Raw genomic sequence first — 26,769 nt, forward strand, 5'->3', positions numbered from 1 at the left:
TCAGTAGCCGCTCGGCGGCAGCGGCTCGTCCATCGGCTCGGCGACACGCATTTCACCCGTGTCGTCAGTGCCGAGGTCCTGGTAGGCGCGATAACTCAGCACCAGCAGGAAGCAGAAGAAGGAGAAGGAAATGACGATCGCCGTCAGGATGAGAGCCTGCGGCAGCGGATTGGCGGTGCCAGCCGGCAGCACGTCGACGCCGCCCGGAATGATCGGCGGAATCGACGGGGTCAGTCGACCGGCGGTGAAGAGCAGCATGTTGACGGCATTGCCGAGCAACACGATGCCCAGCAGGATGCGGACGATCTTTTTCGACAGCATCAGATAGACGGCGGCGGCAAAGAAAATACCGACGACGAGCGAGAAGATGACTTCCATCAGCCGTCATCCCTTTCTTCGAGTGCAAGCGCGATCGAGGCGAAGGTGCCGACGACCACGAGATAGACGCCAATGTCGAAGGAAATCACCGTCGCCAGCGGCACGTCGACACCGAAGAGACTCGGATAGACCCAGATACCGGTCATGAAGGGGTAACCGAGCGGCGCGGAGATGAAGCCGGACAGGGTCGAGACCAGCAGGCCAAAGCCGGCGATCGACATCGGATGGAAAACCATGGCGCGGCGCACGGCCTGGACGCCGAAGGCGATGCCGTACATGGCAAAGGCCGCAGCGCCGATCAGCCCGCCGATGAAGCCACCACCGGGCTCGTTATGGCCGCGCAACAGGACGAAGATCGAAAAGACCAGCATCAGCGCGGTGAGAAAGGGTGCGAAGGTTCGGAAGATCAGGGTGTTCATGAGCGCTTGCCACCTTTCGTCTTGCTCGGACGGGCCACCGCGGCGGAGGGGGTCGTCGGGGTCACGGCCGCAACTGCCGGAGCGCCACCCACCCGGATGCGGATCAAGGCCAGGATCGACAGGCCGGTGATCATCACGACAGCGATCTCACCCAGGGTATCAACACCGCGGTAATCGACGATGATGACGTTCACGACATTGGCGCCGTGGGCGATGATCTTGGAGTGCTCGCCAAAGAAGGCGGACAGCGAACCATCGAAGGGACCCGAAGTCGAGGCCACCAGCATCAGGCCGAAGCCGAGACCGCAGGCGATGGCCAGCGAACCATCGAACAGGCGCGCCGCCATCGGGCGATGGTCGGCGAGCGACAGCCTGAGGCGGGTCATGACCAGCGCCAGAATGATGACCGACAGTGTTTCGACCATGAACTGGGTGAAGGAGAGGTCCGGTGCGCCATACAGCAGGAAGATGACGGCGATGGCAAAGCCCTGGATGCCAAGGCAGACGATGGCCGTCAGGCGGTCCTTGGCCGTGAGCACGGCAATGACGCCGATGACCGCGATCACCAGGATCGCCATTTCATGCAGATCGATTTCCGACGGGAGTGGAATCGCAGTCGGAAGTTCGCCGAACATCACCGGCGTCGCCAGAAGCACGACCGCAACGAAGATGAAGGAGAGAGTGACATAGGTTTCAAGCCGGCCGTTCTGGACGAAGCGCGTAACGCTGGTCGAGAAACGCACGAGGCCGGAGATGAAATGGTCGAAGCCGCGGTCGGGGCTGATGCCGAGGCCGATGACGAGACGATCGACGGCGGCCCTCAGGCGCTCGAGGCCGAGATAGAGCACGAGGCCGATCAGCACCGTCAGCACGGACAGCGCGAGGGCGGCACCGAGCGAGGGGATCAGGCCGATGGTCACGGTCTGGACTTCACCATCGACGGCGCTAGCCATGGGCGACGAAATGAAGCGATGGGCAAGACCGGAGAAGAGCGCGCCGCCGAGCGAGAGTATGGCGAGCGTCAGCGGGCCGATCCACAGGAGCACGGGGCCCTCATGGGCATGTTTCGGGGTCTTGCCTTCCTTACCAATGAAGGGCTTGAGCCCGACGGCGAAGGCGATGACGAACATCAGCGCATTGCCGATGACGGCCACGGCCGTGAAGAGGATGGCGCGCGGCTCGGCGCCGGCCAGCGCGTAATAGATCTCTTCTTTGGCGAGAAAGCCGAACAGCGGCGGCAGGCCGGCCATGGAAACGCCGGAGAGAATGGCGGCGGCGAAGGTGATCGGCATCAGCTTACCGAGGCCACCCAGTTTCGTGATGTCACGGGTACCTGCCTCGTGGTCGATCGCGCCCGCGACCATGAAGAGCGCGCCCTTGAACAGCGAATGGGCGACGAGATAGAGCACCGCCGCCTCGACCGCATGCTCGGTGTCGAAGCCGGTCAGCATGACGAGCAGGCCGAGCGAGGCGACCGTCGTGTAGGCGAGCATCAGCTTCAGATCCGTCTGGCGGACGGCGAGCACCGAGCCGACGATCAGGGTGATGCCTCCGAAGAAGGGCAGCAGGATTTCCCAGGCGGGCGTTTCGCCCATGACCGGGTTCAAGCGCATCAGGAGATAGACGCCGGCCTTCACCATGGTGGCCGAATGCAGATAGGCCGAGACCGGGGTCGGCGCCTCCATGGCGTTGGGCAGCCAGAAATGGAAGGGGAACTGGGCCGACTTGGTGAAGGCGCCGCCGAGCACGAGCAACAGGGCTGCAAGATAGAAGGGACTTTCACGCAGCGCGTCACCAGTCGAGAGCAGCAACGACAGCTGGCTGACGCCGGTGATGTTCCAGATGAAGATCATGCCGGCCAAGAGGATCAGGCCGCCGCCGCCGGTGACGACCAGCGCCTGCAAGGCCGCACGGCGCGAGGCTTCACGCGTGTGGTCGAAGCCGATCAGCAGAAAGGAGGTGATCGAGGTCAGCTCCCAGAAGACGAAGAGCATCAGGAAGCTGTCGGAGACGACGAGGCCCAGCATGGCGCCCATGAAGAGCAGAATGAAGCCGATGAACCGGCCCTGCTGCGGATGGCCCTTCATGTAGCCGCCGGCATAGAGCACGATCAGCGTGCCGATGCCGGTGATCAGCAGCGCGAAGGTGAGCGACAGGCCATCGATGAACCAGGAGAAGGAGAGGTTCAGGCTCGGCACCCAGGCATAACCGCCGGTCACCCGCTCGCCGTTGGCGATCTCGGTCAGGAAGCCGGCGAAATGGGCAAAGGCGAGCGCCGGCGCCAGCGCCAGGACCCAGGCGCCGTTTGCACCGAGACGGGAGACGATCCACGGCGCCAGAACGGCGGCGGCAAACGGCAACAGCATGGCGACCCAGGTCATGTCGCTCGTCATCTCAGGCATTCCATCTCCCCGTGGGCAACGATCAGCGCTCGATCATCAGTCGATACAAGGTGGCACGTGTTAGGACAAGCCAACCTTTGTCTCAAGCGAAAACGGAACCTTGTCCCTTCACGGACGCGTCAACCCACGATTCTGTGAGTTCCCGGTGAGGGGGTTCAGTTTCTCGTGAAAGAAACGGGAGGTGCGAACGACCAAAGCTCAGTGACAGACAATTGCCGCCTTGCCTCTGGCTCCCTATCTATCATGCAACACCCGCGAGGCTTTGCCCTGCCCCGCGCCTGGCCAAGGAGATCATCATGACCGCTTCCACAACTGCCCCGAAGATCGTCAAGTCGGATGCCGAATGGCGCGACCAGCTGACGCCGGAGCAATACCGGATCCTGCGCGAGCACGGCACCGAGCGCGCCTTTACCGGGCCCTATTGGGACAATTTCGACAAGGGCCTTTATCGCTGTGCGGCCTGCGACGAACCGCTCTTCGTCTCCGACACCAAGTTCGACGCCGGTTGCGGCTGGCCGAGCTATTTCGAGCCGGTGAAGGCGGATGCCGTGACCGAGCATCGCGACACCGCTTTCGGCATGGTGCGCACGGAAATCCGCTGCGCCAATTGCGGCGGGCATCTGGGACACGTCTTTCCCGACGGCCCGAAGCCCACGGGCTTGCGCTACTGCATCAACGGGCACTCGATGGTGTTTACGCCGATCGAGTGATGGGCAAGACCGGCGCCGGAAGACGCGCCTGGCCGAACGGCCGGGCGGCTTCCAGTCCGGCAGAGCCGCTTTCGAGCGGCAGAAAATAGCCCGAGCGAGACCTGCTTGAAGACAAAGATCATCCTCCTTCTCGGCGTCGCTGCCGTCGCCCTGGTCATCGGCTTTACGGCCGTCAGGTTCGCCGGAGGCGAAGCTCAGGCGACGGCATCGCTGCCGCACAAGCACTGCCCCGTGATCGGTTGCGCCTTGCCGTGAATGGCGGCCGACATGCGGCCTGAATCGCATTGCTGCCGTTCTTGGCTGTGGAAAGCCTCATCTTAAAGCTCAAGTTGTAATCTTTGCATTTGACCGGCAAACGCGATGATGGAACCCCATCCAGGTCAACAACCTGGGGGTCTATCATGCATACCAAACTCGCGACCGTTCTCGGACTCGCTGCCGTGCTTTCATCCTGCGCCAGCAAACCGCAGGACATCGAAGCGGCCTATGTCTCGCCGACACTCTATGAAAGCCTCTCCTGCGACCGGCTGCGGGAAGAAGCGACCGCCGTTTCGGCCCGTGCCATTGCGGCAAGCGGCGCGCAGCAGAAGAAGGCCGACAATGATGCGGTCGCTGTCGGGGTCGGCCTCGTTCTCTTCTGGCCGGCGCTGTTCTTCGCCAAGGGCGATGGTGCCTCGGCCGCGGAAGTCGCGCGGTTGAAGGGCGAGATGAAGGCGATCGAGGCTGCCTCGATCAAGAACAATTGCGGCATCCGGTTTGAAGACCCGACTGCGAAGCCGGCGGCCAAGAAAGCCTGACGCGGGCAGCCACCCTGCCCGCTGTGGGGAGGGTGGCATCAGGACGGCAGGGTAGCCGAGTGCTGTTTCAGGTCCTTATCGCCAGCGCCTTCAGACACTGCTCGAACGCCGTCAGATCGGTGAAGAGCTTTTCGGGTTCGGCCGCATGCACGGCCACCGGGCCGCCGCGGCGCTCAACGCCGCCATGCAGCATCAGGTTCTCGATCATATCGAAGTCTTCAAGCGAGTGGCCATCCGGCCCGCGCATTCGGCCTTCGGCGTCACGGCTGAGCTTGCCCTCATACCAGGCGAGTGTGCGCTGGTAATGGGTTTCTGCGACATTGGTGTAGCAGGCGACGATCTTGCCGGCGCCACACATGTAGCCAAGTTCGAAGACCGTGCCCGGATCAGCGGCAATGCCGCGAAAGGGGGTCAGGTTGGCGATCACGCCATCCGCCCGGTTCATGAAGCTCTCGTCGATCTCCGAAATATTGAGCCCGAACTGACGTTTGGTCGGGGCCGGCGGGATGGCGAGGTCGCCGGGGCAGATCGGCTCGAAGCCATAGGCACGCGTCATCGCGGCCTTTTCATCGAGCACTGCGCGGGCATCCGGCAGGAAGACTTCCGGGCCGGCGAGGTAGAGTTTCAAGGGAGAGGACATCAGCGAATGGCAATCTTCTGGTCGGTGCGGAAATGGGTCGAAGGGAACATGGAGGCCCACGTCCGGCAAGGGCCTTTCGGCGCTGTGCACAGGCTTGGACGATCCGCAGAGGCGCGACGCGGCCGGGGCTGAGACGCGGACCGCCCGCCTGCGGCAGATCAGGCTCGGGCAAGACACTGCGGGTACTGCTGATCAAGCTAAAACTCCGGCGCCAAAGGGCACTCACGACCATGGAAGCGATTACAATAGGCAGCCCGCAATTCGTCCAATATATCGCAATGATCGTCAATGAGATGACCGGCAAGAAGCCGGGCGGCTCTTTCAATCTGGAATCCATCGCGAACCTCACCGCCGCAATTTCCTCTTCGCAGTATCTGTTCACGCGGATGACCGGTGCCAAGCGCCTGAACACGCCGACCGAGGTGCTGGATTATGCGCTGTCCTGTGCCACCGTTCCGGGGCTCTGTCTCGAATTCGGCGTCTTCTCGGGAAGGTCCATCAACCAGACCGCCCTGCAGCGGCCGGGTACCGTTTACGGCTTCGACAGCTTCGAAGGGCTGCCGGAGGGCTGGCGTGAGGGTTATGAAAAGGGCGCGTTTGCCCGCACCGACCTGCCGGCAGTGGAGCCGAATGTCGAGCTCGTCATCGGCTGGTTCGACCGCACGCTGCCGACCTTCCTCGACTCGCATCCGGGGCCGCTCTCCTTCCTGCATGTCGACTGCGATCTCTATTCGTCGACGCAGACCGTCTTCACGCAGCTGCGCGAGCGCATCGTGCCCGGCACGATCATCCTGTTCGACGAGTACTTCAACTATCCCGGCTGGGAGCTGCATGAATTCAAGGCGTTCCAGGAATTCGCGGTGAGCACCGGTCTGCAATACGAATACATCGCACTGAACCTAAACCACCAGCAGGTGGCTGTGCGGGTCAACGGCTGCTTCAACCGCTGGGTTTAAACGGCGTTTCACCACGTTCATTGTAAGGGCGCCTTCTGGGCGCCCTTCTGCTTTGCTGTGGCCATCCCCTGCCCTCTCGGCTAAACCCTCTGATCATGCCGACTCACTCCCTTACCGATCCGCTCTTTTCCGCCCAGGCAGAGGAAGGCCCGCTTTCCGTTCTGAAGCGCGTCTATGGCTATTCCGCCTTTCGCGGGCGCCAGGCCGAAGTGGTCAGCCAGGTGGTGTCCGGCGGCGATGCCGTGGTGCTGTTTCCGACGGGGGCTGGCAAATCGCTCTGTTTCCAGGTGCCCGCACTCTGCCGGCCGGGCGTCGGCGTTGTCGTTTCGCCGCTGATTGCCCTGATGCGCGATCAGGTGGAGGCCTTGAAAGGCCTCGGCGTCAAGGCGGCGGCTCTCAACTCGACGCTGAGCCGCGAGGAGTATATCGAGATCCGCCGGGCGCTCGATCGCGGCGAGCTCGACTTTCTCTATGTGACGCCGGAGCGGACCGCGACCCCAGGCTTCATCGAGATGATGCAAGGCGTGGAAATCGCGCTCTTTGCCATCGACGAGGCCCATTGCGTTTCGCAATGGGGGCATGATTTCCGGCCTGAATATCGCGAACTCGGCAAGCTTGCCGATCTTTTTCCAGGCGTGCCGCGACTGGCGCTGACCGCCACCGCCGATCCGCATACGCGGGAAGACATCATTGCCCGGCTGCGGCTGGAAGAGGCAGAAGTCTTCACCACCTCCTTCGATAGGCCGAACATCGCCTATGAGATCGTCGAGCGTGACCAGCCGCGCCAGCAGCTGCTCCGGTTTCTCTCGCGCCACAAGGGATCGAGCGGCATCGTCTATTGCCTCTCCCGCGCCAAGGTCGAAGAAACTGCCAGCTGGCTCGACGACCAGGGGATCCGGGCACTTCCCTATCACGCCGGCATGGACCGGGCGATCCGGGACGCCAATCAGGATGCCTTCCTGAAAGAGGAAGACCTCTGCCTGGTGGCCACGGTTGCGTTTGGGATGGGCATCGACAAGCCGAATGTGCGTTACGTCGCGCATCTGGATCTGCCGGGTTCGGTCGAGGCCTATTATCAGGAGACGGGGCGCGCGGGGCGTGACGGTCTGCCGTCCGAGGTGTGGATGGCCTATGGCATGGCCGATGTCATCCAGCGCGGGCGGATGATCGACGAGGGCGGGGCGGCCGACGACATCAAGCGGGTGGAACGGGCCAAGCTCAATGCGCTCTTGGCCATCTGCGAAACGCCCGGCTGCCGGCGCCAGGCGATCCTCAAGCATTTCGGCGAGAGCCACGCCGGCGGCTGCGGCAATTGCGATACCTGCCTGAAACCTGTCGAGACCTGGGACGGCTCCGAGGCGGCAATCAAGGCGCTGGCCGCCATCTACCGCACCGGTGAGCGCTTCGGCACCGGGCATCTGATCGACGTGCTGATGGGCAACGAAAACGACAAGACGATGCGCTTCGGTCATACGGACATGCCGGTCTTCGGCGCGGGCAAGGATCTATCCGCAAAGACCTGGCAATCGGTCTATCGCCAGCTGCTTGCCGCCGGATACATTCGCGTCGATCACACGGCCTTTGGTGCACTGACGCTGGAGGAAAGCGCACGCGCGGTCTTCAAGCGCGAGGTCGATGTGCGCTTCCGCAAGGACCGGCCGACCACGGGCAAGGCAGCGCGTGGCCAGTCCTCGCGCACGGCGCAGGCCAAGGCGGGGCTCGACCAGGCGGATCAGGAACTGTTCGAGGCCCTGCGCGCCAAGCGCATGGAGCTTGCAAAAGAACAAGGCGTGCCGCCTTACGTCATCTTCCCCGACACGACGCTGGTTGCACTCGCGACCGAACGGCCGATGGACGAGGATGAGATGCTCTCGATTTCCGGCATCGGGCAATCGAAGCTGGAACGTTACGGCGATGCGTTTCTTGAGGTGATCACGGCCTATTCGCGGTGAGTACGTCAGTCTCCCCTTGAGGGGAATTGACCGCGACGATGGAGTACCCCCTCCTCTCCCCTCGGGGAGAGGGAAGCCGAGCGTAGCGAAGGCAGGGTGAGGGGGCGGACCGGCAAAGCGTTTTCCACATGGCGTTGCGCAATGCGCCCCCCCTCATCCGGCGCTTTCGCGCCACCTTCTCCCCGCTGGGGAGAAGAGGGAGAGCACCGCTCGCGACACCGCGTGCCCTCAAGGGGAAAGTTGGGTGATCACCAGCCGATATCGGTGTGGACGAAATCGTCACCCTTGTAGGCGACCCTCGTCTGGCTTGCTGTCGCGCAGGCATGAGCGAAACAATCGCCCATGTTGAGGCGGGCTGCATGGTTGACGATCTTGCCGAACCGCTGGGCGGCATCCAGAGCTTTATTGGCAACGTCGTCCGCAATGTTAACATCACGGGCCTCCAGATCGGTAATGAACTGGTCGACGAGACGCCTGGCCGTGGCGACCATGTCGGCGGTCGCGGGATTGCCCGGACCCGCCAGTCGGCGCGCGACAGAAATGCTCGTTTCGAGTTTCATGACTGCGGAAACGTAAAACGGCCCGCCTTCTTTCTCCAATCGATCAATGAGCGCATCGGCATCATCCTCCCGGGCGATGATCGCGACGGCAACGGAGGCGTCGATGAAGATCATCAGTCGTCCTCGCCCCACATCTCGTCGGATTCCCGCTTGTGATCACCAGGATGGAAGGGGCCGGCTGCGTCGGCCATGGCAAGCGTGGTGGCAAGGCGATTGCGAACCGATAGCTTCGCCTTGCGGCTTGCAATGGCGTCCTTCAGCGCATCCCTCACCGCCTCCACCTTGGTCGTCCGGGTGAGGCCGATCAGTTCGTTGGTGAGTTGGTCCACCTCGGGATCCCTGATGTAAAGTGGCATGCCAGCATATCCTCTTGAGGATTTGAATATATCCTCGCTAGCAGGTCTTTGCCAGTCCAAGGTTTTGTGCGCGTCGCCAGTCGCTCGGGCTTTCGCCTGTCACGCGCAGGAATTCCCGGTTGAAGTTGGATTTGGTCATGAAGCCCGCCTCGAAGAGGATGCGGGTGACGGGCATGTCGGTGTCGCTAAGCAGGCGGCAGGCCTCTGTGATGCGGTGGTTGTTGACGTAGTGCGAGACGCTGATGCCGTGGACGCGGTTGACCGCTTCCGAGACGGCGCGGGCAGGCAGGCCGAGGCGGCGTGCAAGACGGGCAAGGTTGAGATCCGGGTCCGCCCAGAGGCGTTTCTCCCGCATCAGGTCATCAAGCGCGGTTGCGATCTGGCGGTGATCTTCGGTGGCGGTCCTCGTCGGTGTGGAAGAAGCAGGGACAGAGGCGGAGGTGTTCGCCGCATCCATGGGCACGGCTGACGGCCGGTCGCGGTCGGACATGGCGCGAGGCTCAAGAGCGCTCGCCCGATCGACTGTCGCATCAGCCCCCTCGCCCGCCTCTTCCTGGCCGGCGGTGACGGCGCTGATGCCGAGGAGCAGCAGGATCAGCGTGGTGGCGGCCGAGACGACCATGGGCGAATAGCGACCGCCGGACCAGAGCATGTCGAGGCTGATCGCGACATCCGTCAGCGCCGAGGCAATGAGAGCAATGCCGGTCAGCATCAGGGCGCGGAAGGAGCGCAGCGAGCCATCGAGGCGGGCGGCGATCAGCCCATCGGGACCAAGGCGGGCGAGCCAGAGCAGCCCCAGACCATAACCGAGGAAGTTGGCGATGATGACGAGATCGACCGGCGCCCGGCCAATCAGAAGCAGCAGCAGCGTCGCGGCTGTCGGGAGAAGATGGGGCCAGTCGCGGACCGAGAGCCCAGGTTCTTCTCGGGTGAGATCGCGGAAGGCGAGGAAGGAGAGCGCCGGCACGAGGCTCGCCATCACCGGCAAGGCCGGCAGCACGGCCATCACACCATAGCCCCAGCGCAACCCGACCAGCAGGCTCTGCACGACGTACAGCGCCAGCAGCGCAAGGAAGAGGCTGTTGCGATGCCAGCTTTCGCGGCCTTCGCCAAGAAGGCGGACGAGGAAGACGGCAAGGAACAGGGCGACGAGAAAGGAGAGCGGGACGAGCAGCATGCGGATGTTTCGATCATGGAGGCCAAGTGAGCGTGGTGCGACCATGACCGAAAGCGCGATCCCGGTCGACCCGGATCGCGATCGAGGTCGCGGATGCCAGGTTTATCGACGGAAATGAGGGCATCGAAACCGGCCGGCCGACAACGGACGTGCCAAACCAAGGAGTATCCTCATGCGCAAACGAACCATCCTTCTTTCCATCCTCGGCGGGATCATCGGCCTCGCCATCATCGACGGCAGCGTGCAGATGATCCGGGCAAGCGACGCGCTGTCAGGTCCGATCGATCTCACCGGCGTGACCCAGCTTTCGGTGACCGGGGCTGCGAGCGACATCTCCATTTCCACCGGGGGCGACGGCGCGCGGGAGGCTGTTCTCTCAGGCACGCGGCATGGCTGGGGCGCGATCTGGCGTTCCGGCTGGTTTGCCGGCGATTGCATGGGTGAGGCTCAGATGCGTCGGGACGGCGATACGCTTCATGTCGACATGGGCGATCGGGGCGGCTTCTTCGGCTGGAACGATTGGGACGACTGCACGCTGTCTCTGACGGCCACCCTGCCGCCGCAGACCCGGATCTCGATCCGCCAGGATGCCGCGCGCATGCGGCTTGACGGAGACTTCGGTGCCATCACCGTCGACAGCGATGCCGGCGACTTTGCCCTGACCGGCCATGCGGCTTCCGTCGCCGTCTCGGGCGCGGCCTTGCGTGCACGGCTCGCTTTCGAGCGGGTGATGAACACCGAGGAGATCCGCATTTCAGGCCAGATGCTGGATGCCACGGTGAAGTTCCTCGTGCCGACGCCGATCTCCTATGGCGTCGAGGCCGTCGCCTCCTTCGTCGACAGCGCCTTGCCGAACACGCCCGGTGCCAAGCCCGAGATCCGCATTCGCGGCGAGATGGCGCGGGTGCGGATCGAGTGAGGCGGCGGGCACCGCCGTGCTCGGAGCGGAGGCAGGCTGAGGGGGTGGGCGGACCCGTGATTGCCTTCCTTGCGCTCCGCGCGCCCTCATCCGGCGCTTGCGCGCCACCTTCTCCCCCGTTGGGGAGAAGAGGGAGAACGGCGTCAGCGGCTTCACCACCCTCCCTTTGAGGGGGAGGGTCGGAGCGGAGCTCCGGGGTGGGGTGAATGGGCAAAGCACCGGCTCTGCCCAGTGCATTGTAGCCGCCGGACGTTTCACCCCCACCCGCCGCTTTCGCGGCGACCTCCCCCCCTCAAGGGGGAGGTGGAGAGCGCTAGCCCTGCCTGCCGTCACAGCCGCGACAGGATGTCATGGAACAACGCCATTCGGGTGCCGTTGTCATGGCTCATGGCCGTCGTCTTCGATGAGCGCTGAGGCGCGATCGATGATCGAACGGACATCGTGCTCATGGCCCGGCCGAGACGGACGGGCCTTGCAAGACAGGAGAATTTCCATGCCGCAATCGATCACGACCAACCGCCGCTTCGTTCTGGCAGAGCGCCCCAAGGGCGAACCCAACGATCAGACGCTGCGGCTTGAGACCCTCGACATTCCCGAACCGGCAGACGGCCAGATGCTGCTGCGCACCGTCTTTCTTTCGCTCGACCCTTACATGCGCGGGCGGATGAGTGATGCTCCCTCCTATGCGGCGCCGGTCGAGATCGGCCAGACCATGGTCGGTGGTAACGTGTCGCGCGTGGTGACCTCGAAGCTCGATGGCTTCCAGGAGGGTGACTGGGTCGTCGGCTTCACCGGCTGGCAGGACTATGCGCTTTCCGACGGCCGGGGCGTGACGCCGCTCGGCGCCCATCCCAGCCATCCCTCGTGGGCGCTTGGGGTGACCGGCATGCCGGGCTTTACCGCCTGGTCGGGCCTCAAGGAAATCGGCAAGCCGAAGGCCGGCGAAACGCTGGTGGTAGCAGGTGCGACCGGTCCCGTCGGCTCGACTGTCGGGCAGATCGGCAAGATCCTCGGGCTGAAGGTCGTCGGCATCGCCGGTGGACGGGACAAATGCGCCCATGCCACCGACACGATGGGCTTCGATGCCTGTGTCGACTACAAGGCGGACGGCTTTGCAGAAGCATTGAAGCAGGCAGTGCCCGACGGCATCGACATCTATTTCGAGAATGTCGGCGGCCAGGTGTTCGATGCGGTCGCACCGCTTCTCAACACGGCTGCGCGCATCCCGCTTTGCGGACTGATCGCCCAGTATAATGCGACCTCGCTTCCCGAGGGGCCGGACCGGTTGGGCTGGCTGATGGGGCTCTTCCTGAAGAAGCGCGTCACCGTTCGCGGCTTCATCGTCTTCGACGACTTCGGCCATCTTTATCCGGAATTTTCGAAGGAGATGGCCGGCTGGGTCGAGGCCGGCAAAATCAAATACCGCGAAGAGATGATCGACGGGCTGGAACAGGCACCAAGCGCCTTTGCCGGCCTGCTTCGTGGCGAGGCCTTCGGCAAGCGGGTGATCCGCGTCGGGCCGGATGATTGACCCCGCGGGTGGTTCGATCCTTCGAGGCCCTCGCTTTTGCGAGGGCGCCTCAGGGTGAGGGCCGCATCAATCTCCTGACATACGACTTCCCAAGACAGATCAACACAAAGGACAAGCCACAATGAAAATCCTCATGGTTCTCACCTCGCATGACCAGCTCGGCGACACCGGCAAGAAGACCGGCTTCTGGCTCGAAGAATTCGCCGCCCCCTATTACGTGATGAAGGATGCCGGTGCGGACATCACGCTCGCCTCGCCGAAGGGCGGCCAGCCGCCTCTCGATCCGAAGAGCGACGAGCCGGATGCACAGACCGAAGCGACCGATCGGTTCAAGGCGGACCAGACGGCGCAGCAGCTGCTGGCCTCGACCACGCCGCTGTCCCACATCGACCCGGCTGATTTCGACGCGGTCTTTTATCCGGGTGGCCACGGCCCGCTCTGGGATCTGGCCGAAGACCGGGACAGCATCGCACTGATCGAGGCTTTCGCCGCCAAAGATCTGCCGATCGGTGCTGTCTGCCATGCGCCGGGCGTGCTGCGCCACGTCAGGGGCAAGGACGGCCAGCCGCTGGTCAAGGGCCGCAAGGTCACGGGCTTCACCAATTCGGAAGAAGAGGCCGTTGGCCTGACGGAGGTCGTGCCTTTCCTCGTCGAGGACATGCTGCAGGAGCGCGGCGGGCATTATGAAAAGGGCGCCGACTGGGGCGTGTATGTGGTGACCGACGGCAAGCTTGTGACAGGCCAGAACCCGGCTTCGTCGGAAGAGGCGGCGAAGGCTTTGCTCGCGTTGCTTTGATCTATAAGAGGCTGCGGGCGGATCTTGTAGGATCTGCCCGCTTTGCCGTTCAGGGGGCCGATCGCAGCGTTGCGGTAGCGACACCGGCGCCGATCAGAAGCGTACCGCCGGTCTTGTTAAAGACGCCAATTGCGCGCGGATTCTTCACCAGATTGCGGGCGCGCGAGGCGATGAGGGCATAGCCGGCGGCATTGAGGAAAGCCAGAAGCAGGAAGGTCGTTTCGAAGATCAGCATCTGAGTGAAGAAGTCGCCGTGCTTGTCGAGAAACTGCGGCAGGAAGGCGACGAAGAAGGTGATGCTCTTCGGGTTCAGCGCCGTGACCAGCCAGGCATGGGCGACCATCTTCATCGTGCTTGCCGCGTCGGTCTTCGGCTCGACATCCAGCGAGCCGCCGGCACGAAACAGCTTGATGCCGAGATAGATCAGGTAAGCGGCGCCTACCCATTTCAGCGCGGTGAAAACAGTGGCAGAGGCCGCGAGGATCGCACCGACGCCCAGCATCGACAGCGTCATGGCGGTAAAATCGCCGAGTGCCACGCCGATCGACACGGGCAGCGCGCTGCGCCAGCCCTGGCCCAGCGCATAGGAGACGACCAGCAGAATGGTCGGTCCGGGAATGATCAAGAGGACCGCAGAGGCGGCGGCGAAGGCAAGCCAGGTTTCGAATGTCATGAAGATCTCCTGCCAAAAAACAGGATAAATCCTGATGGCCGACCCGTTGTAAAGCGGCTCGGCCTGTTTTTCTGATGCGAAGGAACGGGCGGGCATCCACTGTCCCCTTGAGGGGGAGGGGTGGAGCACAGCTCCGGCGTGAGGTGAGAGACGCCAGCGTTCGCCAACACCGTTGAACGCGTGGCCGCCGGTCGCCCCCACCCGCTGCTTTGCGGCGACCTCCCCCCTCAAGGGGAGGTGAGAGGATCAGCCCAGCTTCAGTTCCATCATCGTCAGGTCCAGCCAGCGGCCGAATTTCTGGCCGACCTCGTGGTGGGTGCCGACGAGGCGGAAGCCGAGCGAGGTGTGCAGGGCGATCGAGCCCTTGTTGCCGGCTTCGATGGCGGCGACCATGACATGGATGCCACCTGTCTTCGCGCGCTCGATCAGCGCCGTCATCAGCGTCTTGCCGAGCCCCTGGCCGTAGTGATCCTTCTCGACATAGACGGAATGTTCGACCGAGGCGCGGAAGCCATCGAAGGGCCGCCAGTCGCCATAGGAGGCGTAACCGGCGATCGTTCCGTCGATATCGGCAACCAGGATCGGGAAGCCTCTTGTCTGGCGGAGATCGAACCAGGCGCGGCGGTTGTCGAGATCAACAAGCGTCTCGTTCCAGATCGCGGTGGTCTCGGCGACGGCGTGATTGTAGATGGCGAGGATGGCGGGAAGATCAGCTGGCGTTGCGTCGCGGAGAATGAGGGGCATGATGCGGCTTTTGCAATTTGTGGCGGAAAAACCGCCCTGCGGGAACGAGATGTGACGGGCGATACTTCGCCGCATCGACACATCGGGCAACAAGGGTGCAAAGGCAAGACCATCACAGACGGAAAAGAGTTTTCATGACCTCCATGCTTCCCGGCCTCCTCACCCGCTATGTGCTCGTCTTTGTCGCGGCACAGCTGTTCATCTATCTCCTCGTGCTGGTCCTCGACAATTTCGGCTGGGGCGACAGCCTGTCTTCGGCGGGCAATGTGGCCGTGCTGATGGCGGCCGGCTCGTCTGCGGGTACGTTCGTGGCCCAGCGGCTGAAAGGCCGGCCGAGCTGGGGATTGAGCCTCAAGCTTTCGGCCCTGCTTGCCGTCGTCGCTGTGCTCATCGGCTCCTTGATCCTTCTCGCGATCGTCTGGGTGAACGGGATCAGCGGCGCGGAATTGCAGCTCCTCGCCGCGCAGATGGGCATGACGCCGGTCATGGCGACGCTGGTGTTGGCGGCGGTGTCGCTGGCGCTCAGTTTTCCGATGACGCTTGCGGGCTTTCGCATCGGTGCCGGCCAGGTGGCCAAGCAGATCGAAAAGCAGGCGAAGATGACGGGGATCTGAGGCAACCCACCTCTCGGCGTCATGCTCGGCCTTGCGCCGAGCATCTGCTGCCGGTGGATTGTGTGGGACAGGAGCGGAGGCGTTGAGGCCGAAGCAGACCTCAGTAGATCCTCGGGACAAGCCCGAGGATGACGATCGGGGAAAGGTTGAGGCCCCTCAGCCCAGGCTGATGGCCGTGAACACCGCCGAATAGTGGACGATGGCGGCCGTCACCACGAAGGCGTGCCAGATGGCGTTCTGGAAGCGCAGGCGTTCCCAGACATGGAAGACGACGCCGGCGGAATAGATGCAGCCGCCGACGATGATCAGTGTCAGGGTCACGCCCGGGATGATCTCGGAGATCGGGCCCATGGCCAACGCCCCGCTCCAGCCCATGCCGAGATAGAGCAGGATGGCGAGACGATCATAGCGCCCGGGAAAGCGGAACTTCAGCCAGATGCCGGTAAACGCCGTGATCCAGATGCCAATCAGCAGCGCGAGGATCAGGGGACGATCGGCACCCTGGATAAGGAAGGGCGTGTAGGTCGAGGCGATCAGGATGAAGATCGCGGAGTGATCGAAGCGGCGCAGGATCCACTTCACCCGCGAATGCGGCCACATGTTGTAGGTGAAGGAGACGCCGAGCGAGATGATCAGGCCGAGGCCATAGATCCAGCTGGCGGCGATGTTGGCGTAGTCCGAGTAGACGGTGGCGTAGAAGATCAGCGCGGTGGCGCCGACCAGCGCAAAGACCACGCCGATGCCATGGATGATCCCGTCGGCGACCAGCTCGTGCAGGTCGTAGGCGCGGCCAAACTTGAAAGGATCGGTGGTCATCGGGGCTCTTCGTTTCTCGGCAGGGGACGGATCGGCGGGCAGTCGAAGCATTGCGGCAATGATGGCGGAAAAGCCTGCAACCGACAAGCCGAAGCACCATCACGAACATGTCGATCCGGTAATCTTGCTTGCTTGCCTTCTCAGCCCTCGCCGCCTACCAATCAATGATTACCAATGCCTTTTCACGCTTCGGATAGACAATGCGTTTCACCATTCTCGCGACGTTTGCCGCCCTCCTCACCTATTGCTGGTTCCTGCTCAAGGTCGGCCAGGCGCGCAAGAAGTTCCGCGTCGAGGCGCCGAAGACGACCGGCAATGCCGATTTCGAGCGGATCTTCCGGGTGCAGCAGAACACGGTGGAGCAAATGGTGCTCTTCCTGCCGTCCTTGTGGATCTTCGGTTTTTACGTCTCCGACATGCTGGCCGGGCTGCTCGGCCTTTCCTGGACGGCGGCGCGGGTGCTCTATGCTGCGGAATACTATGCCGATGCGAAGACGCGCGGACCGGGGGCGGCGCTGACCTTCCTGATTGGCATCGTGCTGCTGGTCGGCGGCACGGTAGGCGCGCTGCTGGGCGGAGCGTGAGGCCCGAGGGCCTTTTTGCCGACACAACTTCCGGCTTCGTGCCCGAATTGCAGGCAGCCGCCTGCCCTACGGCCCGATTTCACTGAAAATGCACTGCTTTTGTTCATTTGCTTATTATGAAGGCGAAATTTAAGCAATTATGACGTTTATTAGCAGATCTTTTGCAATTGATAAACGATCAACCTTTAGCCTCTCGAAACACGGCCAGATGGAGGAGGTCGGGACAAGCAGGCTGGATAATTCCCAGGCAGTCGCCGACTGCAAGGATCGTATTCACCATTTTCCCGATGATTGCCTTCGCTTGCGTTTCACAATCCAGGCGTTTCGAGGAAGATCATGACCATTCGACTGAAGCTCTTGTCCTGCATCTCCGTTTTGACAATCGTCATTGCCGTGATCTCGGCGTTCTCCTTCTTCACCATGAACGAGCAATCGAAATTATCGAATTCGATTGTGGCTGATCGCGTCATTCCGATGGAGCAGCTCAAGGTGATTGCTGATGCCTATGCGGTGGAGATCGTCGACGCCGTACACAAGGTGCGGTCTGGCGCCTTCAGCGTCGAACAGGGGCAGCAAAGCGTCGATGCCGCGATGGGCAAGATCGAAAGCAAATGGGCGGAATATGTCGCCACCTACCTGACGCCAGAGGAGAAGGCCATTGCCGACGAGTTTCTCAAGGTCCGGCAGGAGGCTGATGCCGGTGTGAAGGAGTTGCAGGCGCTGCTTGTGGCCAAGGACATGCAGGGACTGGCCAGCTTCGCCGACAAGCAGCTCTATCCGACCATCGATCCGCTCGGCACTGAGATTTCCCGGCTGATCGAGTTGCAGATCCGGGTGGCGAAGGAGAATCTGGCGGCCGGCAACGCATTGAAGTCCATGCTGACGACGCTGATGGTGGTGCTGTCAGTGGTGGCGGCCGGCATTGCCGCCTTCTCGATCTGGACCGTCACGGTCGGCGTCATCCGGCCTGTCAGTTCGATCACCAAGGCGATGGACCGTCTGGCGCATGGCGATCTTGATGTCGCCATCTATGGCGAGGGCCGGCGCGACGAGATCGGCGTGATGGCCTCGACGGTCGTCGTGTTCCGCGACAATGCCCGCGAGCGGGTGCGGCTGGAGAAAGAGGCCGACGACAATCGTCAGGCGGCGGAAGCGGAGCGCCTCGCGCATGAGCGCCAGCAGGCTGTGGACGCAGCGGAAGTGCACTTTGCCGTCGAACGGATCGGTCATGCGCTTGGACAATTGGCGGATGGCAAGCTCACCTGTCGGATTACGGACGCCTTTGCCGAGCGGCTGGATGCGATCCGGGTGAATTTCAACGATGCGGTGGCGAAGCTCGAGGATGCGATGCGCCGTGTCGGCCAGAACGCGCAGGTGATCGCCGCCGGATCTGGCCAGATCCATGCCGCCGCCGACGACCTGTCGAAGCGCACCGAACGCCAGGCGGCTTCCGTCGAGGAGACAGCCGCAGCGCTCGAGCAGATCACCACCACCATCGGCGAAACCAGCCATCGGGCCCGAGAGGCCGGGCGGCAGGTGACCGAGACACGCAGCGCGGCGGAACGGTCCGGATCGATCGTCCAGCGGGCGGTTTCCGCCATGCAGGAGATCGAAGGCTCGTCGAAGGAAATCACCACGATCATTACCGTGATCGACGAGATCGCCTTCCAGACCAATCTGCTTGCCCTGAATGCAGGCGTCGAAGCCGCTCGTGCCGGCGAGGCCGGCAAGGGCTTTGCCGTCGTGGCGCAGGAAGTGCGCGAACTTGCCCAGCGTTCGGCGAGTGCTGCAAAGGAAATCCGCTCACTGATCGGCAAGTCGGGCGACCAGGTGAAAAACGGCGTCGAGCTCGTGGTGGCGACCGGCAAGGCGCTGGATGAAATCGTCGCCCAGGTTCAGGCGGTCAGCATCAACGTGAATGCGATCGTCGAAGCCTCCGGCGACCAGGCGACAGGCCTCAAGGAGATCAACACCGCCGTCGCCGTCATGGATCAGGGTACGCAGCAGAATGCCGCCATGGTCGAGGAATCGACTGCGGCCAGCCACTCGCTGGCCAAGGAGGCGGAGGCGCTGTTCCAGCTCATCGCGCGCTTCGAGATCGGCGGGCAAAGCCGTCCGGGTGAGCCGGGCATGCGTCGGGCGGCGTGAGGCGTCGGGGACAGGTGGTTAGTGCCTGCCTTGCAAGCTACGACCCTACGTCCAAAGGGGCGCCCGGGCGCGCGACGGAGAGTGGCGGAGATCCGAATGCAGCAAAGGCCGACGGTTTCTCTTTGTCCAAGGGGTAAGGGAAGTCATCGTCCGCATTTGCCCCGAAGCCGACATTGGAGACTGACAACTGTCCAGACGGCTCCGCGCCGTCCAGTTCGTTGTTCGGCGCTCCTGCGGCTTTTCCACGAAGCGGACCGGCCTTCTGTGCTTCCGCACGGTCTGCCGACCAGAACAAGATTGACTAAATCGGGCTTTGAATGGTCGAATGCCTTAATCGACGATAGACTCGGCTACCTGAATCCCATCTGCAGCCTCGCCAGCGGTGACCGGAACATCCGGAAATCTTACAATGCCTGACATTTCGATCATGGCCAAACGGCAGTGACGAGCAAATTCGTCGTCTAAAGTGCCGGAAAGATACTGTGCGGCGGCGTACAGTCGGTCGGTCGACACTAATCCGTATGACATTGATGTGGCCGAGGTGATGCACTTGTCGGTGAACTGCTCCGCGCGCTCACCCGGCTTCGTAAGGCGATAGCCGTTTCCGAATAGAATGCCTTTGGCCGGTTGACTGACTTCCTCGCGCTGCAGGTCTTCGTGCAGGTTGGTTGACAGCTGGCGCAGCTTCTCTACGTTTATTGTCTTGTTGTCCTTGCCTTCAGCTTCACCGAGAAGGCGGCCTTCCGCGCTCTCGAAGACTGCATCGAACTCCGATTTCCCGTCCTCATATGGTTCCGCGTTGAAGCCGAGCACCGTCAACGCGGTTATGATCGCCGCCTCCAGAGGCTTTCCCTTTTCGAATAGCAGCGCGCGCAGCTGTCCTGCGTCCTCTAGCTGGCTGGATAGTTCGTCCTTCACGCGCTGGGCTTTCTCCAGTTCTGTCTCTGCCTGTAGCAATTGCTGGCGAAGCTCGAACTCCAGGGCGAGTGCGAATTCGTCAGCCGACGCCCATTCGGGTTGCGGCGTTTTCTCACCATCGCTGGCAATTGCCTTCGATAGAGCGACAATCTCCCAAATTAATGACGCGCTGAATTGCTGGCCTGCTTGAGACCAGACCCAATCGCCATCTTTATCTTCTTCGCTGAACTCGTCCCGGTCGAAATCCATGTCGGGGAGGAGCAGAAGCGCACCGGTGGAAACCTTGCTTCTCAGAAGTAGCCCCACGGGGATGTGCCCGGTCTGTGTTTGAACACACACACCTTTGCTGGTTAGTGGCCAGACGACGTTGTAACGTGAGTCTTTTCCAAACTTTTGCCAGTACGCCGCGAACAGTTCTTGAGTGCCTTGGCTGAGCGCCATTGAAGATCCCTGCGTCGCAGTCCATTTGGACGCGACCGGAAGCGCATTGTAGCTTGTGTATAATTCGACGTGTCGCGTCACCTTTTGATTGCGACCAGTCCCAGAAGTGGATTGCGACCCGGTCGCGACATATACCTCGGCTGGCGGGGAAAGAAAGGCAACAACTAGTTTGCCCGCGTCTACGGCCTGCGTGATTTCTCTCCGCCAGTGCGCGCACGCTTCCCGGAGCGCAAATGATTTGCTGTCATTCAGGCAGATTTTGCCGAGATACTCGGTGTTGCCATAATCGTAGGTGGTGATCTGGGAAATATTGGGTCTGAAGAGGACGATGTCCCAATCGAGGAGCGAGTTTTTGTCACTGAAAGTTGCGCTCTCGATGTCGTCCCCTGCCAAGTCGAAGCCGACGGTCAATATTTTCTTAGGCATGCAACCCTGCCATCCCGTTGATGGCTCCGAATGTACTGCCGCTCAAACACCCATTCAAGATTGGCGGTTGCAGTGATCCCCAAAAATGTGACCTTTGAGGGTAAAACTTGCTGCAACTATGTGGTGGTCAATGTGTTGCCCTGACCAGCAATCTCACCCTGACCGCGCTCAGCCCAATCATACATAAAAAGTCGCGAATTGATCACACGTTAAAATGCACAGATCAGGGTCTTCGTACCGCGCCGAAAGGGGGGGAGCAAACTTCAACGCTTATCGCAGCCCGCTTCTGGCCCCGGAATGCGCCGTAGCACGAGTGAATACGGTGAATGTCTACTTACTTGCGTCCGCCACCAAGGAGCCGGCATTCCGCTCCCGGCCCCTTTCCGGCCTCCAACCTCAATACTGTTCACGTCTCCTTTTGGCGCAAAGCGGAAGCCTCCATCCAGCCCCCTTCCCCATCCAGAACTACGGTCAAAACTGAAAAGGGGGCCGAGGCCCCCTTAAGTATGTGCGAAACGTTGCAGCGGCTCACGCCGTCTGCATGGCACCAGGGCCAGGCACCGCCCCGGGGGGGCACTTGCCGAGGATGATCATGCCGAGAACTTCGTCCTTGGTGACGTCTTCGGTGCGGGCATGGCCCACCACGCGGCCGTTCTTCATGACGAAGACGCGGTCGGCGAGGTCGAAGACATCGTGGATGTCGTGGCTGATCAGGAAGATGCCGATGCCGTCCTTCTTCAGCTGCTGGATGAGATCGCCGACCTGGGCGGTTTCCTGCGGGCCCAAGGCGGCCGTCGGTTCGTCCATGATCAGGATCTGGGCGTCGAAGAGGATAGCGCGGGCGATCGCCACCGACTGGCGCTGACCACCGGAGAGCGCCTTGACCGGCTCCTTGAAGCGCTGGAAGTTGGGGTTGAGACGCCCCATGACTTCACGGGCTTTCGCTTCCATCGCGACATCATCGAGCGTGCCCCAGGCGGTGCGCAGCTCGCGGCCGAGATAGAGGTTGGCGGCGGCATCGACGTTATCGGCGACGGCGAGCGTCTGGTAGATCGTCTCGATGCCATATTTCTTGGCGTCGCGCGGGTTGTTGATGTCGGCAAAATCGCCGCGGACCAGGATATCGCCGTTGTCGCGCTTGTAGGCGCCCGAGAGTATCTTGATCAGGGTCGACTTGCCGGCACCGTTATGCCCGAGCAGGGCCACGACTTCGCCGGGGAAGAGGTCGATCGAGGCGTCGTCGACGGCGTGAATGCCGCCGAAGGAAATGGAAACGTTGCGCATTTCCACGAGGGGGGTGCGGTTTTCAGACATGAGTTCAACTCCCCTTACTTCGCACGCGAGCGGTAGACGGTGTCGAGCCAGACCGCAACGACGAGCACGATACCGATGACGATGCTCTGGAGCGGTGTGTCGAGACCGAGCAGAACCATGCCCGAGTTCAGTGATTGCATGACGATGGCGCCGAGCATGGCGCCGGCGATTGTGCCGACACCGCCGGCAAGCGAGGTGCCGCCGATAACGGCTGCGGCGATGGTGTAGAGCTCGTCGAGCGTGCCCTGGGCATTGGTCGCAGCATTGAGGCGGGCCGTCGAGATGGCGGCGGCGATGGCGCAGAGCGCACCCATCAGCGCGAACAGCTTGACGGTAACCCACTTCACCTTGATGCCGGCGAGTTCTGCGGCTTCCGGGTTGCCACCGATCGCGAAGACATAGCGGCCAAAGCGGGTGCGGTTGGTGATGAAGGCCATGACCATGGCGATGCCGATGGCGATCAGAACCGGCACGGCGATGCCGAGACCGATCTGCAGGCCACCTTCCGGCCAGGCAATGCCGTTTTCTTCAGCATAGCGGCGGGCCAGATTGACCGGCATGTAATAGCTGTTGGCGACCCAGACGGCGCCGAGAACGGCCGCGCAGCCGGAGGCAACGAGGAAATATTCCGCCCAGACCGGGCGCAGCGGGAAGCCGAAGCGGCGGCGCTGGCGACGGGTGTTGAGGATCGACAGGACGATCATCAGGCAGGCGACGAGGCCGACAATCCAGCTTGCCGTGACGCCGATCGAACCATCGGCACCGCCGCCCATCAGACGATAGGTTGTGTCCATCGGAGCGACGGTTGCACCCGAGGTGACCATCCAGGCCGCACCACGCCAGACGAGCAGGCCGCCAAGCGTGACGATGAAGGCGGGCACGCCGAGGAAGGCGATGATGGCGCCATGCAGCGCGCCGATCGCCGTGCCGACGAGGATGCCGGCGGACAGCGCGATGATCCACATCATCGGATGCTCGAAGCCGATGATCGGCGGCAGGATGCGGGCCTGAAGCACCGCCATGATCATGCCGACGAAACCGAGAATGGAGCCGACCGAGAGGTCGATGTTGCGGGTGACGATGACCAGCACCATGCCCGTGGCCATGACCGAGACGGAAGCCGCCTGAACCGAAAGGTTCCAGAGGTTACGCGGGGTCAGGAACAGGCCGTTCGACAGGATGTCGAAGCCGACCCAGATGAACCCAAGAGCGATGACCATGCCCAGCAGGCGCGTGTCGATTTCGGTGGCTTGAAAGAAGCGCTTCAGCGCTGAAACATTGGATGCCCGAGCACCATGCGCGGGTGTGGCAAGGCTGTGATCCGCCATACGAAAAATTCTCCCCAGTCGTTTGTCGGCTTGCGAAGGGCCGCGCCTTGCGCGGGCTTGCGGGCATTGGACCCGCCATGCGGATCGAGGCATCTGACGTTCTTCGGCGGCTGTTGCCTGGTCGTGCGGCGGCCCCTTAAAGCCGGCCGATACCTTGCTGCCGCGATGCTCTCGACCAGTCGAAACGCCGCAGCGCAAAAGGCTGCGGCGTTCCGGCTCAAGCTCTGTGGTCAGTCACTTCAGGATCAGTTGCAGGCGGCAACAGAACCGGCGGCAACGCCCTGGCATGCTTCTTCCTTGGAGATCCAGCCAGCGTCGATGACGACGTTGAGGTTGTCCTTGGTGATCGGCAGCGGAGCGATGAAGAAGGAGTTCATTTCGACACCCTTCGGGCCGCCAGCGAACTTCACGGTGCCTTCGATCTCGTCCATCGACTTGCCGGCGGCGAGTTCGTTGGCGATTTCAGCAGCACGCTTACCGAGTTCGCGGCTGTCCTTCCAGACAGACACGGTCTGGGTGCCGAGAGCGACGCGGTTCAGAGCGGCCTTGTCGCCGTCCTGACCGGAGACCGGAACGGAACCGGCGAGACCCTGGGCTTCCAGAGCAGCAACGACACCGCCGGCCATGCCGTCGTTCGACGAGACAACAGCGTCAACGGCGTTGTTGTTGGCGGTCAGGAACTGCTCCATGTTCTTCTGGGCAGCTTCCGGCTTCCAGCCGTCCGTGTAGGCTTCGCCGACGTTCTTGATCTTGCCGCCGTCAATGGCTTCCTTCAGGACTTCGATCTGACCCGAATAGAGGAAGTCAGAGTTCGGATCGGTCGAGGCGCCCTTGATGAAGACGTAATTGCCTTCCGGCTTCGCCTTGAACACTTCGCGAGCCTGCATGCGGCCCACTTCCTTGTTGTCGAAGGTGATGTAGTAGGCGTCCGGGTTCTCGATCAGACGGTCGTAACCGACGACCGGGATACCTTCAGCCGTTGCCTTTTCGATCGCCGGAGCAATGGCTTCCGAATCCTGGGCCAGAACGATCAGAGCGTTTGCGCCCTGGGCGATCAGGCTTTCGATGTCGGTGAGCTGCTTGGCGGCAGACGTCTGGGCGTCGGCAGAGATGTACTTGTTGCCGGCTGCTTCGAGGGCTGCCTTGATCGCTGCCTCGTCCGTCTTCCAACGCTCTTCCTGGAAGTTCGACCAGGAAACGCCGACGGTCAGACCTTCGGCATTGGCGACAGAATGCAGGCTCACGATGACGGCAGTTGCTGCCATCAGCTTCATAACGGATTTCATTTTTAAAACCTCCCAAGGTGATAGCGGACCGTCGGAAGACCTCCCAACCTACGACCCGCTGCGAAACTGTCCTTACCCCATGGACCCCCGTCCAATGGTTTTTCTCGACAGTCGAGAAAATAACTGGCAGAAGATTCTCACGCTGTCAACACGGCCCGGAGGAGGCTTGCAAAGACAGTTGCCAAATGCTTTGGGAGGAGCATGCGGTGGACCATACGAGAGAGGGCGACAAGCCCATCATGACAGCCAGTCCGAGGGCGAGCACGGAGGCCGTTCGCCATCAGAACAACGGGCTTGTGCTCAAGGTGCTCAGGCGCGAAGGGCCGCTTGCCCATACCGATCTGTCAACGGCGACGGGGCTTTCCTCGGCGACCGTATCGGCAATTACCTCGCATCTCGAGAAAAATGGCTTGCTGGAACGGCGCGAGGTCGCGAATGCCGGCCAGCGCGGACGTCCGCGGGCACTCTTTGCCCGTCGCCGTGACGCCGCCCATGTGATTGCGGTGCGCATCTCCTCGCATGCGGTGCAATATTCGCTCGCCGATTATCGCGGCACGATGATCGACCAATTCGAGGAGGCGCGCGAACAGGGGGCGGAATCGCCCAAGCACTTCATTGAGGGCTTCCGGGCGGCGCTTGAGCGCCTGATCCAGCGGTCGCGCCTGCCAGCGTCTTCGATCTCGACCATCTCGATCTCCAGCAAGGGGCTGGTGGACCGGGAGGGGGCGAAGCTTCTGTGGTCGCCGGTGTTCGGCTATCAGGAACTCGACTTCGTGACGGCGCTTTCCGACTTCAGCGGCAGCCGGATCCACCTCTTCAACGAGAGCCTGCTCGTCACCCATGCGCTGGCGCTCAGGCTGGAGAAGAACAGGGGCGCACCGCTCGCCTCGCTTGCCACGCTGTCGCTCGGCCATTCGATCGGGCTCGGGATTGCCTATCGCGACCAGCATGGCGATCTCGAAATCCGGGCGCCGAATTTCGGCCACATGCTGCATGCGAGCGACGGCAAACTCTGTCGCTGCGGCGCGATCGGCTGCATCGAGGCCTCTGCCGGCTTTTACGGCATCCTGCGCATGGCATTCGAAGTGCCGCCGGACACGATCCCGGCGAAATTCGTGCCGCTTGCCGAGATGGAAAAGATCGCAAGCCGCGCCCGCCAGGGACACCGCGCCTCCGAATATGCCTTCCGCCAGGCAGGACTTGCGCTTGGCCAGGGATTGTCACGCATGCTGAGCCTCGCCGAGGAGACGATGCCGATCGCGATCACCGGCCCCGGCACACGTTTCATGGATCTCTTGACCCGCGGCCTCGACGAGGGGCTGGCGCAGTCGCAACATGTGCGCGTGCGCGGCGCGCCGGAGATCCTTATCATCACCGAGGAAGAGACGCTTGTCTTCGAGGGGCATGTGGACCGGGCGCTGACGGAGATCGATCAGGATCTGGGTGGGTAGCGGACGCCGCACTCGGCTTCCGGGCCAGAGATGGCCCGGGGAACTCATTTTTTGGATCGACGCCTCTGTAAAGCTCAGGCATAGCAGCAGGCGATTACAATTGAAGTGCTGACTTGCAGTTATCGTCGTGTAGCTGCGTCAACTGATCGAGCGCCCGACCGGGCAGCGGGAGATCGGCCGTGCCCAGAGAGAGACCCCGATGATCAAGATCATGGTATTGCTGCATGCGGCTCAAGGCCGGGACTGGCAGACGCCGCCGAAGGGCACCAGCCTGAAGACCCTGGGCGAGGCCGAGGAACAGGGGCTGATCGAGATCAGGGGCGAGTTTCAGAAGCGCCAGTTCCGGCTGACGACCCGCGGCTTTTCGACCGTCGAACACGACCGAAAGCGGCTCGCGGCACGCCGCAGCTGATTGTGGTCAGAGGTTGGCCCC

27 protein-coding genes are annotated in these 26,769 nt (G+C 62.3%); 13 read left to right on the forward strand and 14 right to left on the reverse strand.

The features are described 5' to 3' along the window. The 3 genes from SJY08_RS11695 to SJY08_RS11705 are packed head-to-tail and all read right to left on the reverse strand — an operon-like array spanning position 1 to position 3,190. The gene (locus SJY08_RS11695) at positions 1–378 is read right to left on the reverse strand and encodes a Na+/H+ antiporter subunit C (protein ID WP_054149849.1); all 378 of its coding nucleotides are present in this window, start codon (positions 376–378) and stop codon (positions 1–3) included. Next, the gene (locus SJY08_RS11700; RefSeq protein ID WP_377275779.1) at positions 378–797 is read right to left on the reverse strand and encodes a Na+/H+ antiporter subunit B; all 420 of its coding nucleotides are present in this window, start codon (positions 795–797) and stop codon (positions 378–380) included. Before SJY08_RS11700 ends, SJY08_RS11695 begins: the two co-directional genes overlap by 1 nt. Then, positions 794–3,190: a putative monovalent cation/H+ antiporter subunit A gene (locus tag SJY08_RS11705; protein ID WP_377278569.1), complete on the reverse strand. Its 2,397-nt coding sequence runs from the start codon at positions 3,188–3,190 to the stop codon at positions 794–796. Before SJY08_RS11705 ends, SJY08_RS11700 begins: the two co-directional genes overlap by 4 nt. Before the next feature lie 305 nt (positions 3,191–3,495). Here SJY08_RS11705 and msrB point away from each other — a divergent pair, with 305 nt between their 5' ends. The 3 genes from msrB to SJY08_RS11720 all read left to right on the forward strand — a co-directional run bounded on the left by msrB (position 3,496) and on the right by SJY08_RS11720 (position 4,706). Continuing rightward, on the forward strand, positions 3,496–3,909 hold the full coding sequence (gene msrB / locus SJY08_RS11710; RefSeq protein WP_054149851.1) for a peptide-methionine (R)-S-oxide reductase MsrB: 414 nt from the start codon (positions 3,496–3,498) through the stop codon (positions 3,907–3,909). Positions 3,910–4,014: 105 nt separating this feature from the next. Next, positions 4,015–4,164 (forward strand): hypothetical protein, encoded by a 150-nt coding sequence (locus tag SJY08_RS11715; RefSeq protein ID WP_377275781.1) that lies wholly within the window; start codon positions 4,015–4,017, stop codon positions 4,162–4,164. Positions 4,165–4,310: 146 nt separating this feature from the next. Next, positions 4,311–4,706, forward strand: coding sequence for a hypothetical protein (locus SJY08_RS11720; protein ID WP_054149853.1), 396 nt, complete (start codon positions 4,311–4,313; stop codon positions 4,704–4,706). A gap of 67 nt (positions 4,707–4,773) precedes the next feature. Here SJY08_RS11720 and SJY08_RS11725 read toward each other — a convergent pair whose 3' ends face one another. Beyond that, positions 4,774–5,346, reverse strand: coding sequence for a nucleoside 2-deoxyribosyltransferase (locus SJY08_RS11725; RefSeq protein ID WP_377275783.1), 573 nt, complete (start codon positions 5,344–5,346; stop codon positions 4,774–4,776). Between the two features lie 230 nt (positions 5,347–5,576). Here SJY08_RS11725 and SJY08_RS11730 point away from each other — a divergent pair, with 230 nt between their 5' ends. Together SJY08_RS11730 and recQ are read left to right on the forward strand one after the other, a co-directional pair. Then, positions 5,577–6,302: a TylF/MycF/NovP-related O-methyltransferase gene (locus SJY08_RS11730; protein WP_197278009.1), complete on the forward strand. Its 726-nt coding sequence runs from the start codon at positions 5,577–5,579 to the stop codon at positions 6,300–6,302. Between the two features lie 95 nt (positions 6,303–6,397). Next, positions 6,398–8,254 carry a DNA helicase RecQ gene (gene recQ, locus SJY08_RS11735; protein WP_377275786.1) on the forward strand — a complete coding sequence of 619 codons (1,857 nt, stop codon included), beginning with the start codon at positions 6,398–6,400 and terminating at the stop codon, positions 8,252–8,254. 248 nt (positions 8,255–8,502) lie between these two features. On the opposite strand, the gene SJY08_RS11740 is transcribed toward recQ, so the two are convergent. The 3 genes from SJY08_RS11740 to SJY08_RS11750 are packed head-to-tail and all read right to left on the reverse strand — an operon-like array spanning position 8,503 to position 10,347. Continuing rightward, positions 8,503–8,928: a type II toxin-antitoxin system VapC family toxin gene (locus tag SJY08_RS11740; protein ID WP_377275788.1), complete on the reverse strand. Its 426-nt coding sequence runs from the start codon at positions 8,926–8,928 to the stop codon at positions 8,503–8,505. Next, a complete protein-coding gene (locus SJY08_RS11745; RefSeq protein ID WP_054151088.1) occupies positions 8,928–9,170 on the reverse strand; it encodes a type II toxin-antitoxin system VapB family antitoxin in 243 nt (80 codons plus the stop codon). Before SJY08_RS11745 ends, SJY08_RS11740 begins: the two co-directional genes overlap by 1 nt. Before the next feature lie 37 nt (positions 9,171–9,207). After that, positions 9,208–10,347 (reverse strand): AraC family transcriptional regulator, encoded by a 1,140-nt coding sequence (locus SJY08_RS11750; RefSeq protein WP_300889604.1) that lies wholly within the window; start codon positions 10,345–10,347, stop codon positions 9,208–9,210. A gap of 172 nt (positions 10,348–10,519) precedes the next feature. Here SJY08_RS11750 and SJY08_RS11755 point away from each other — a divergent pair, with 172 nt between their 5' ends. The 3 genes from SJY08_RS11755 (at position 10,520) to SJY08_RS11765 (ending at position 13,593) form a co-directional block, all read left to right on the forward strand. Next, positions 10,520–11,266, forward strand: coding sequence for a hypothetical protein (locus SJY08_RS11755; protein ID WP_377275791.1), 747 nt, complete (start codon positions 10,520–10,522; stop codon positions 11,264–11,266). 493 nt (positions 11,267–11,759) lie between these two features. Continuing rightward, positions 11,760–12,797 carry an NADP-dependent oxidoreductase gene (locus tag SJY08_RS11760; protein ID WP_377275793.1) on the forward strand — a complete coding sequence of 346 codons (1,038 nt, stop codon included), beginning with the start codon at positions 11,760–11,762 and terminating at the stop codon, positions 12,795–12,797. 121 nt (positions 12,798–12,918) lie between these two features. After that, positions 12,919–13,593 carry a type 1 glutamine amidotransferase domain-containing protein gene (locus SJY08_RS11765; RefSeq protein WP_377275795.1) on the forward strand — a complete coding sequence of 225 codons (675 nt, stop codon included), beginning with the start codon at positions 12,919–12,921 and terminating at the stop codon, positions 13,591–13,593. 49 nt (positions 13,594–13,642) lie between these two features. Here SJY08_RS11765 and SJY08_RS11770 read toward each other — a convergent pair whose 3' ends face one another. Together SJY08_RS11770 and SJY08_RS11775 are read right to left on the reverse strand one after the other, a co-directional pair. Beyond that, positions 13,643–14,266: a LysE family translocator gene (locus SJY08_RS11770; protein WP_377275797.1), complete on the reverse strand. Its 624-nt coding sequence runs from the start codon at positions 14,264–14,266 to the stop codon at positions 13,643–13,645. 246 nt (positions 14,267–14,512) lie between these two features. Continuing rightward, positions 14,513–15,010, reverse strand: a complete 498-nt coding sequence (locus tag SJY08_RS11775) for a GNAT family N-acetyltransferase (protein ID WP_377275799.1) — start codon at positions 15,008–15,010, stop codon at positions 14,513–14,515. Positions 15,011–15,144: 134 nt separating this feature from the next. Here SJY08_RS11775 and SJY08_RS11780 point away from each other — a divergent pair, with 134 nt between their 5' ends. Continuing rightward, positions 15,145–15,624 carry an ABZJ_00895 family protein gene (locus SJY08_RS11780; RefSeq protein WP_153761769.1) on the forward strand — a complete coding sequence of 160 codons (480 nt, stop codon included), beginning with the start codon at positions 15,145–15,147 and terminating at the stop codon, positions 15,622–15,624. Positions 15,625–15,780: 156 nt separating this feature from the next. Here the strand turns inward: SJY08_RS11780 and SJY08_RS11785 are convergent, their stop codons facing one another. Next, on the reverse strand, positions 15,781–16,440 hold the full coding sequence (locus SJY08_RS11785) for a hemolysin III family protein (protein ID WP_054151095.1): 660 nt from the start codon (positions 16,438–16,440) through the stop codon (positions 15,781–15,783). Between the two features lie 200 nt (positions 16,441–16,640). Here SJY08_RS11785 and SJY08_RS11790 point away from each other — a divergent pair, with 200 nt between their 5' ends. After that, complete coding sequence (locus tag SJY08_RS11790) at positions 16,641–17,024, forward strand: MAPEG family protein (RefSeq protein ID WP_054151096.1); 384 nt, start codon at positions 16,641–16,643, stop codon at positions 17,022–17,024. A gap of 336 nt (positions 17,025–17,360) precedes the next feature. Then, positions 17,361–19,172, forward strand: coding sequence for a methyl-accepting chemotaxis protein (locus tag SJY08_RS11795; protein ID WP_377275803.1), 1,812 nt, complete (start codon positions 17,361–17,363; stop codon positions 19,170–19,172). Positions 19,173–19,502: 330 nt separating this feature from the next. Here SJY08_RS11795 and SJY08_RS11800 read toward each other — a convergent pair whose 3' ends face one another. The 4 genes from SJY08_RS11800 to xylF all read right to left on the reverse strand — a co-directional run bounded on the left by SJY08_RS11800 (position 19,503) and on the right by xylF (position 24,885). Next, positions 19,503–20,957 carry a hypothetical protein gene (locus tag SJY08_RS11800; protein ID WP_377275805.1) on the reverse strand — a complete coding sequence of 485 codons (1,455 nt, stop codon included), beginning with the start codon at positions 20,955–20,957 and terminating at the stop codon, positions 19,503–19,505. A gap of 528 nt (positions 20,958–21,485) precedes the next feature. Continuing rightward, complete coding sequence (locus SJY08_RS11805; protein WP_054151101.1) at positions 21,486–22,271, reverse strand: ATP-binding cassette domain-containing protein; 786 nt, start codon at positions 22,269–22,271, stop codon at positions 21,486–21,488. A gap of 14 nt (positions 22,272–22,285) precedes the next feature. After that, positions 22,286–23,599 carry a sugar ABC transporter permease gene (locus tag SJY08_RS11810; RefSeq protein ID WP_054151102.1) on the reverse strand — a complete coding sequence of 438 codons (1,314 nt, stop codon included), beginning with the start codon at positions 23,597–23,599 and terminating at the stop codon, positions 22,286–22,288. Between the two features lie 245 nt (positions 23,600–23,844). Next, positions 23,845–24,885 carry a D-xylose ABC transporter substrate-binding protein gene (gene xylF / locus SJY08_RS11815; RefSeq protein ID WP_054151103.1) on the reverse strand — a complete coding sequence of 347 codons (1,041 nt, stop codon included), beginning with the start codon at positions 24,883–24,885 and terminating at the stop codon, positions 23,845–23,847. 239 nt (positions 24,886–25,124) lie between these two features. Between xylF and SJY08_RS11820 the strand changes: the two genes are divergently transcribed. Together SJY08_RS11820 and SJY08_RS11825 are read left to right on the forward strand one after the other, a co-directional pair. Next, the gene (locus SJY08_RS11820; protein WP_377278571.1) at positions 25,125–26,336 is read left to right on the forward strand and encodes an ROK family protein; all 1,212 of its coding nucleotides are present in this window, start codon (positions 25,125–25,127) and stop codon (positions 26,334–26,336) included. A gap of 199 nt (positions 26,337–26,535) precedes the next feature. Then, a complete protein-coding gene (locus tag SJY08_RS11825; protein WP_236759328.1) occupies positions 26,536–26,748 on the forward strand; it encodes a hypothetical protein in 213 nt (70 codons plus the stop codon). Positions 26,749–26,769: the final 21 nt, after the last annotated feature.

Origin of the sequence: Rhizobium sp. R86522, assembly GCF_042466255.1 — a bacterium.
Lineage (GTDB): Bacteria > Pseudomonadota > Alphaproteobacteria > Rhizobiales > Rhizobiaceae > Allorhizobium.

Coding starts and splice junctions, on each gene's coding strand:
- SJY08_RS11785 (WP_054151095.1), bottom strand. CDS start 16,440: ATGACCACCGATCCTTTCAAGTTTGGCCGCGCCTACGACCTGCACGAG.
- SJY08_RS11730 (WP_197278009.1), top strand. CDS start 5,577: ATGGAAGCGATTACAATAGGCAGCCCGCAATTCGTCCAATATATCGCA.
- SJY08_RS11720 (WP_054149853.1), top strand. CDS start 4,311: ATGCATACCAAACTCGCGACCGTTCTCGGACTCGCTGCCGTGCTTTCA.
- SJY08_RS11780 (WP_153761769.1), top strand. CDS start 15,145: ATGACCTCCATGCTTCCCGGCCTCCTCACCCGCTATGTGCTCGTCTTT.
- SJY08_RS11805 (WP_054151101.1), bottom strand. CDS start 22,271: ATGTCTGAAAACCGCACCCCCCTCGTGGAAATGCGCAACGTTTCCATT.
- SJY08_RS11700 (WP_377275779.1), bottom strand. CDS start 797: ATGAACACCCTGATCTTCCGAACCTTCGCACCCTTTCTCACCGCGCTG.
- SJY08_RS11800 (WP_377275805.1), bottom strand. CDS start 20,957: ATGCCTAAGAAAATATTGACCGTCGGCTTCGACTTGGCAGGGGACGAC.
- SJY08_RS11790 (WP_054151096.1), top strand. CDS start 16,641: ATGCGTTTCACCATTCTCGCGACGTTTGCCGCCCTCCTCACCTATTGC.
- SJY08_RS11775 (WP_377275799.1), bottom strand. CDS start 15,010: ATGCCCCTCATTCTCCGCGACGCAACGCCAGCTGATCTTCCCGCCATC.
- SJY08_RS11820 (WP_377278571.1), top strand. CDS start 25,125: ATGACAGCCAGTCCGAGGGCGAGCACGGAGGCCGTTCGCCATCAGAAC.
- SJY08_RS11740 (WP_377275788.1), bottom strand. CDS start 8,928: ATGATCTTCATCGACGCCTCCGTTGCCGTCGCGATCATCGCCCGGGAG.
- SJY08_RS11765 (WP_377275795.1), top strand. CDS start 12,919: ATGAAAATCCTCATGGTTCTCACCTCGCATGACCAGCTCGGCGACACC.
- SJY08_RS11725 (WP_377275783.1), bottom strand. CDS start 5,346: ATGTCCTCTCCCTTGAAACTCTACCTCGCCGGCCCGGAAGTCTTCCTG.
- SJY08_RS11755 (WP_377275791.1), top strand. CDS start 10,520: ATGCGCAAACGAACCATCCTTCTTTCCATCCTCGGCGGGATCATCGGC.
- SJY08_RS11695 (WP_054149849.1), bottom strand. CDS start 378: ATGGAAGTCATCTTCTCGCTCGTCGTCGGTATTTTCTTTGCCGCCGCC.
- SJY08_RS11825 (WP_236759328.1), top strand. CDS start 26,536: ATGATCAAGATCATGGTATTGCTGCATGCGGCTCAAGGCCGGGACTGG.
- msrB (WP_054149851.1), top strand. CDS start 3,496: ATGACCGCTTCCACAACTGCCCCGAAGATCGTCAAGTCGGATGCCGAA.
- SJY08_RS11760 (WP_377275793.1), top strand. CDS start 11,760: ATGCCGCAATCGATCACGACCAACCGCCGCTTCGTTCTGGCAGAGCGC.
- recQ (WP_377275786.1), top strand. CDS start 6,398: ATGCCGACTCACTCCCTTACCGATCCGCTCTTTTCCGCCCAGGCAGAG.
- SJY08_RS11750 (WP_300889604.1), bottom strand. CDS start 10,347: ATGCTGCTCGTCCCGCTCTCCTTTCTCGTCGCCCTGTTCCTTGCCGTC.
- SJY08_RS11705 (WP_377278569.1), bottom strand. CDS start 3,190: ATGACGAGCGACATGACCTGGGTCGCCATGCTGTTGCCGTTTGCCGCC.
- SJY08_RS11770 (WP_377275797.1), bottom strand. CDS start 14,266: ATGACATTCGAAACCTGGCTTGCCTTCGCCGCCGCCTCTGCGGTCCTC.
- xylF (WP_054151103.1), bottom strand. CDS start 24,885: ATGAAATCCGTTATGAAGCTGATGGCAGCAACTGCCGTCATCGTGAGC.
- SJY08_RS11810 (WP_054151102.1), bottom strand. CDS start 23,599: ATGGCGGATCACAGCCTTGCCACACCCGCGCATGGTGCTCGGGCATCC.
- SJY08_RS11795 (WP_377275803.1), top strand. CDS start 17,361: ATGACCATTCGACTGAAGCTCTTGTCCTGCATCTCCGTTTTGACAATC.
- SJY08_RS11745 (WP_054151088.1), bottom strand. CDS start 9,170: ATGCCACTTTACATCAGGGATCCCGAGGTGGACCAACTCACCAACGAA.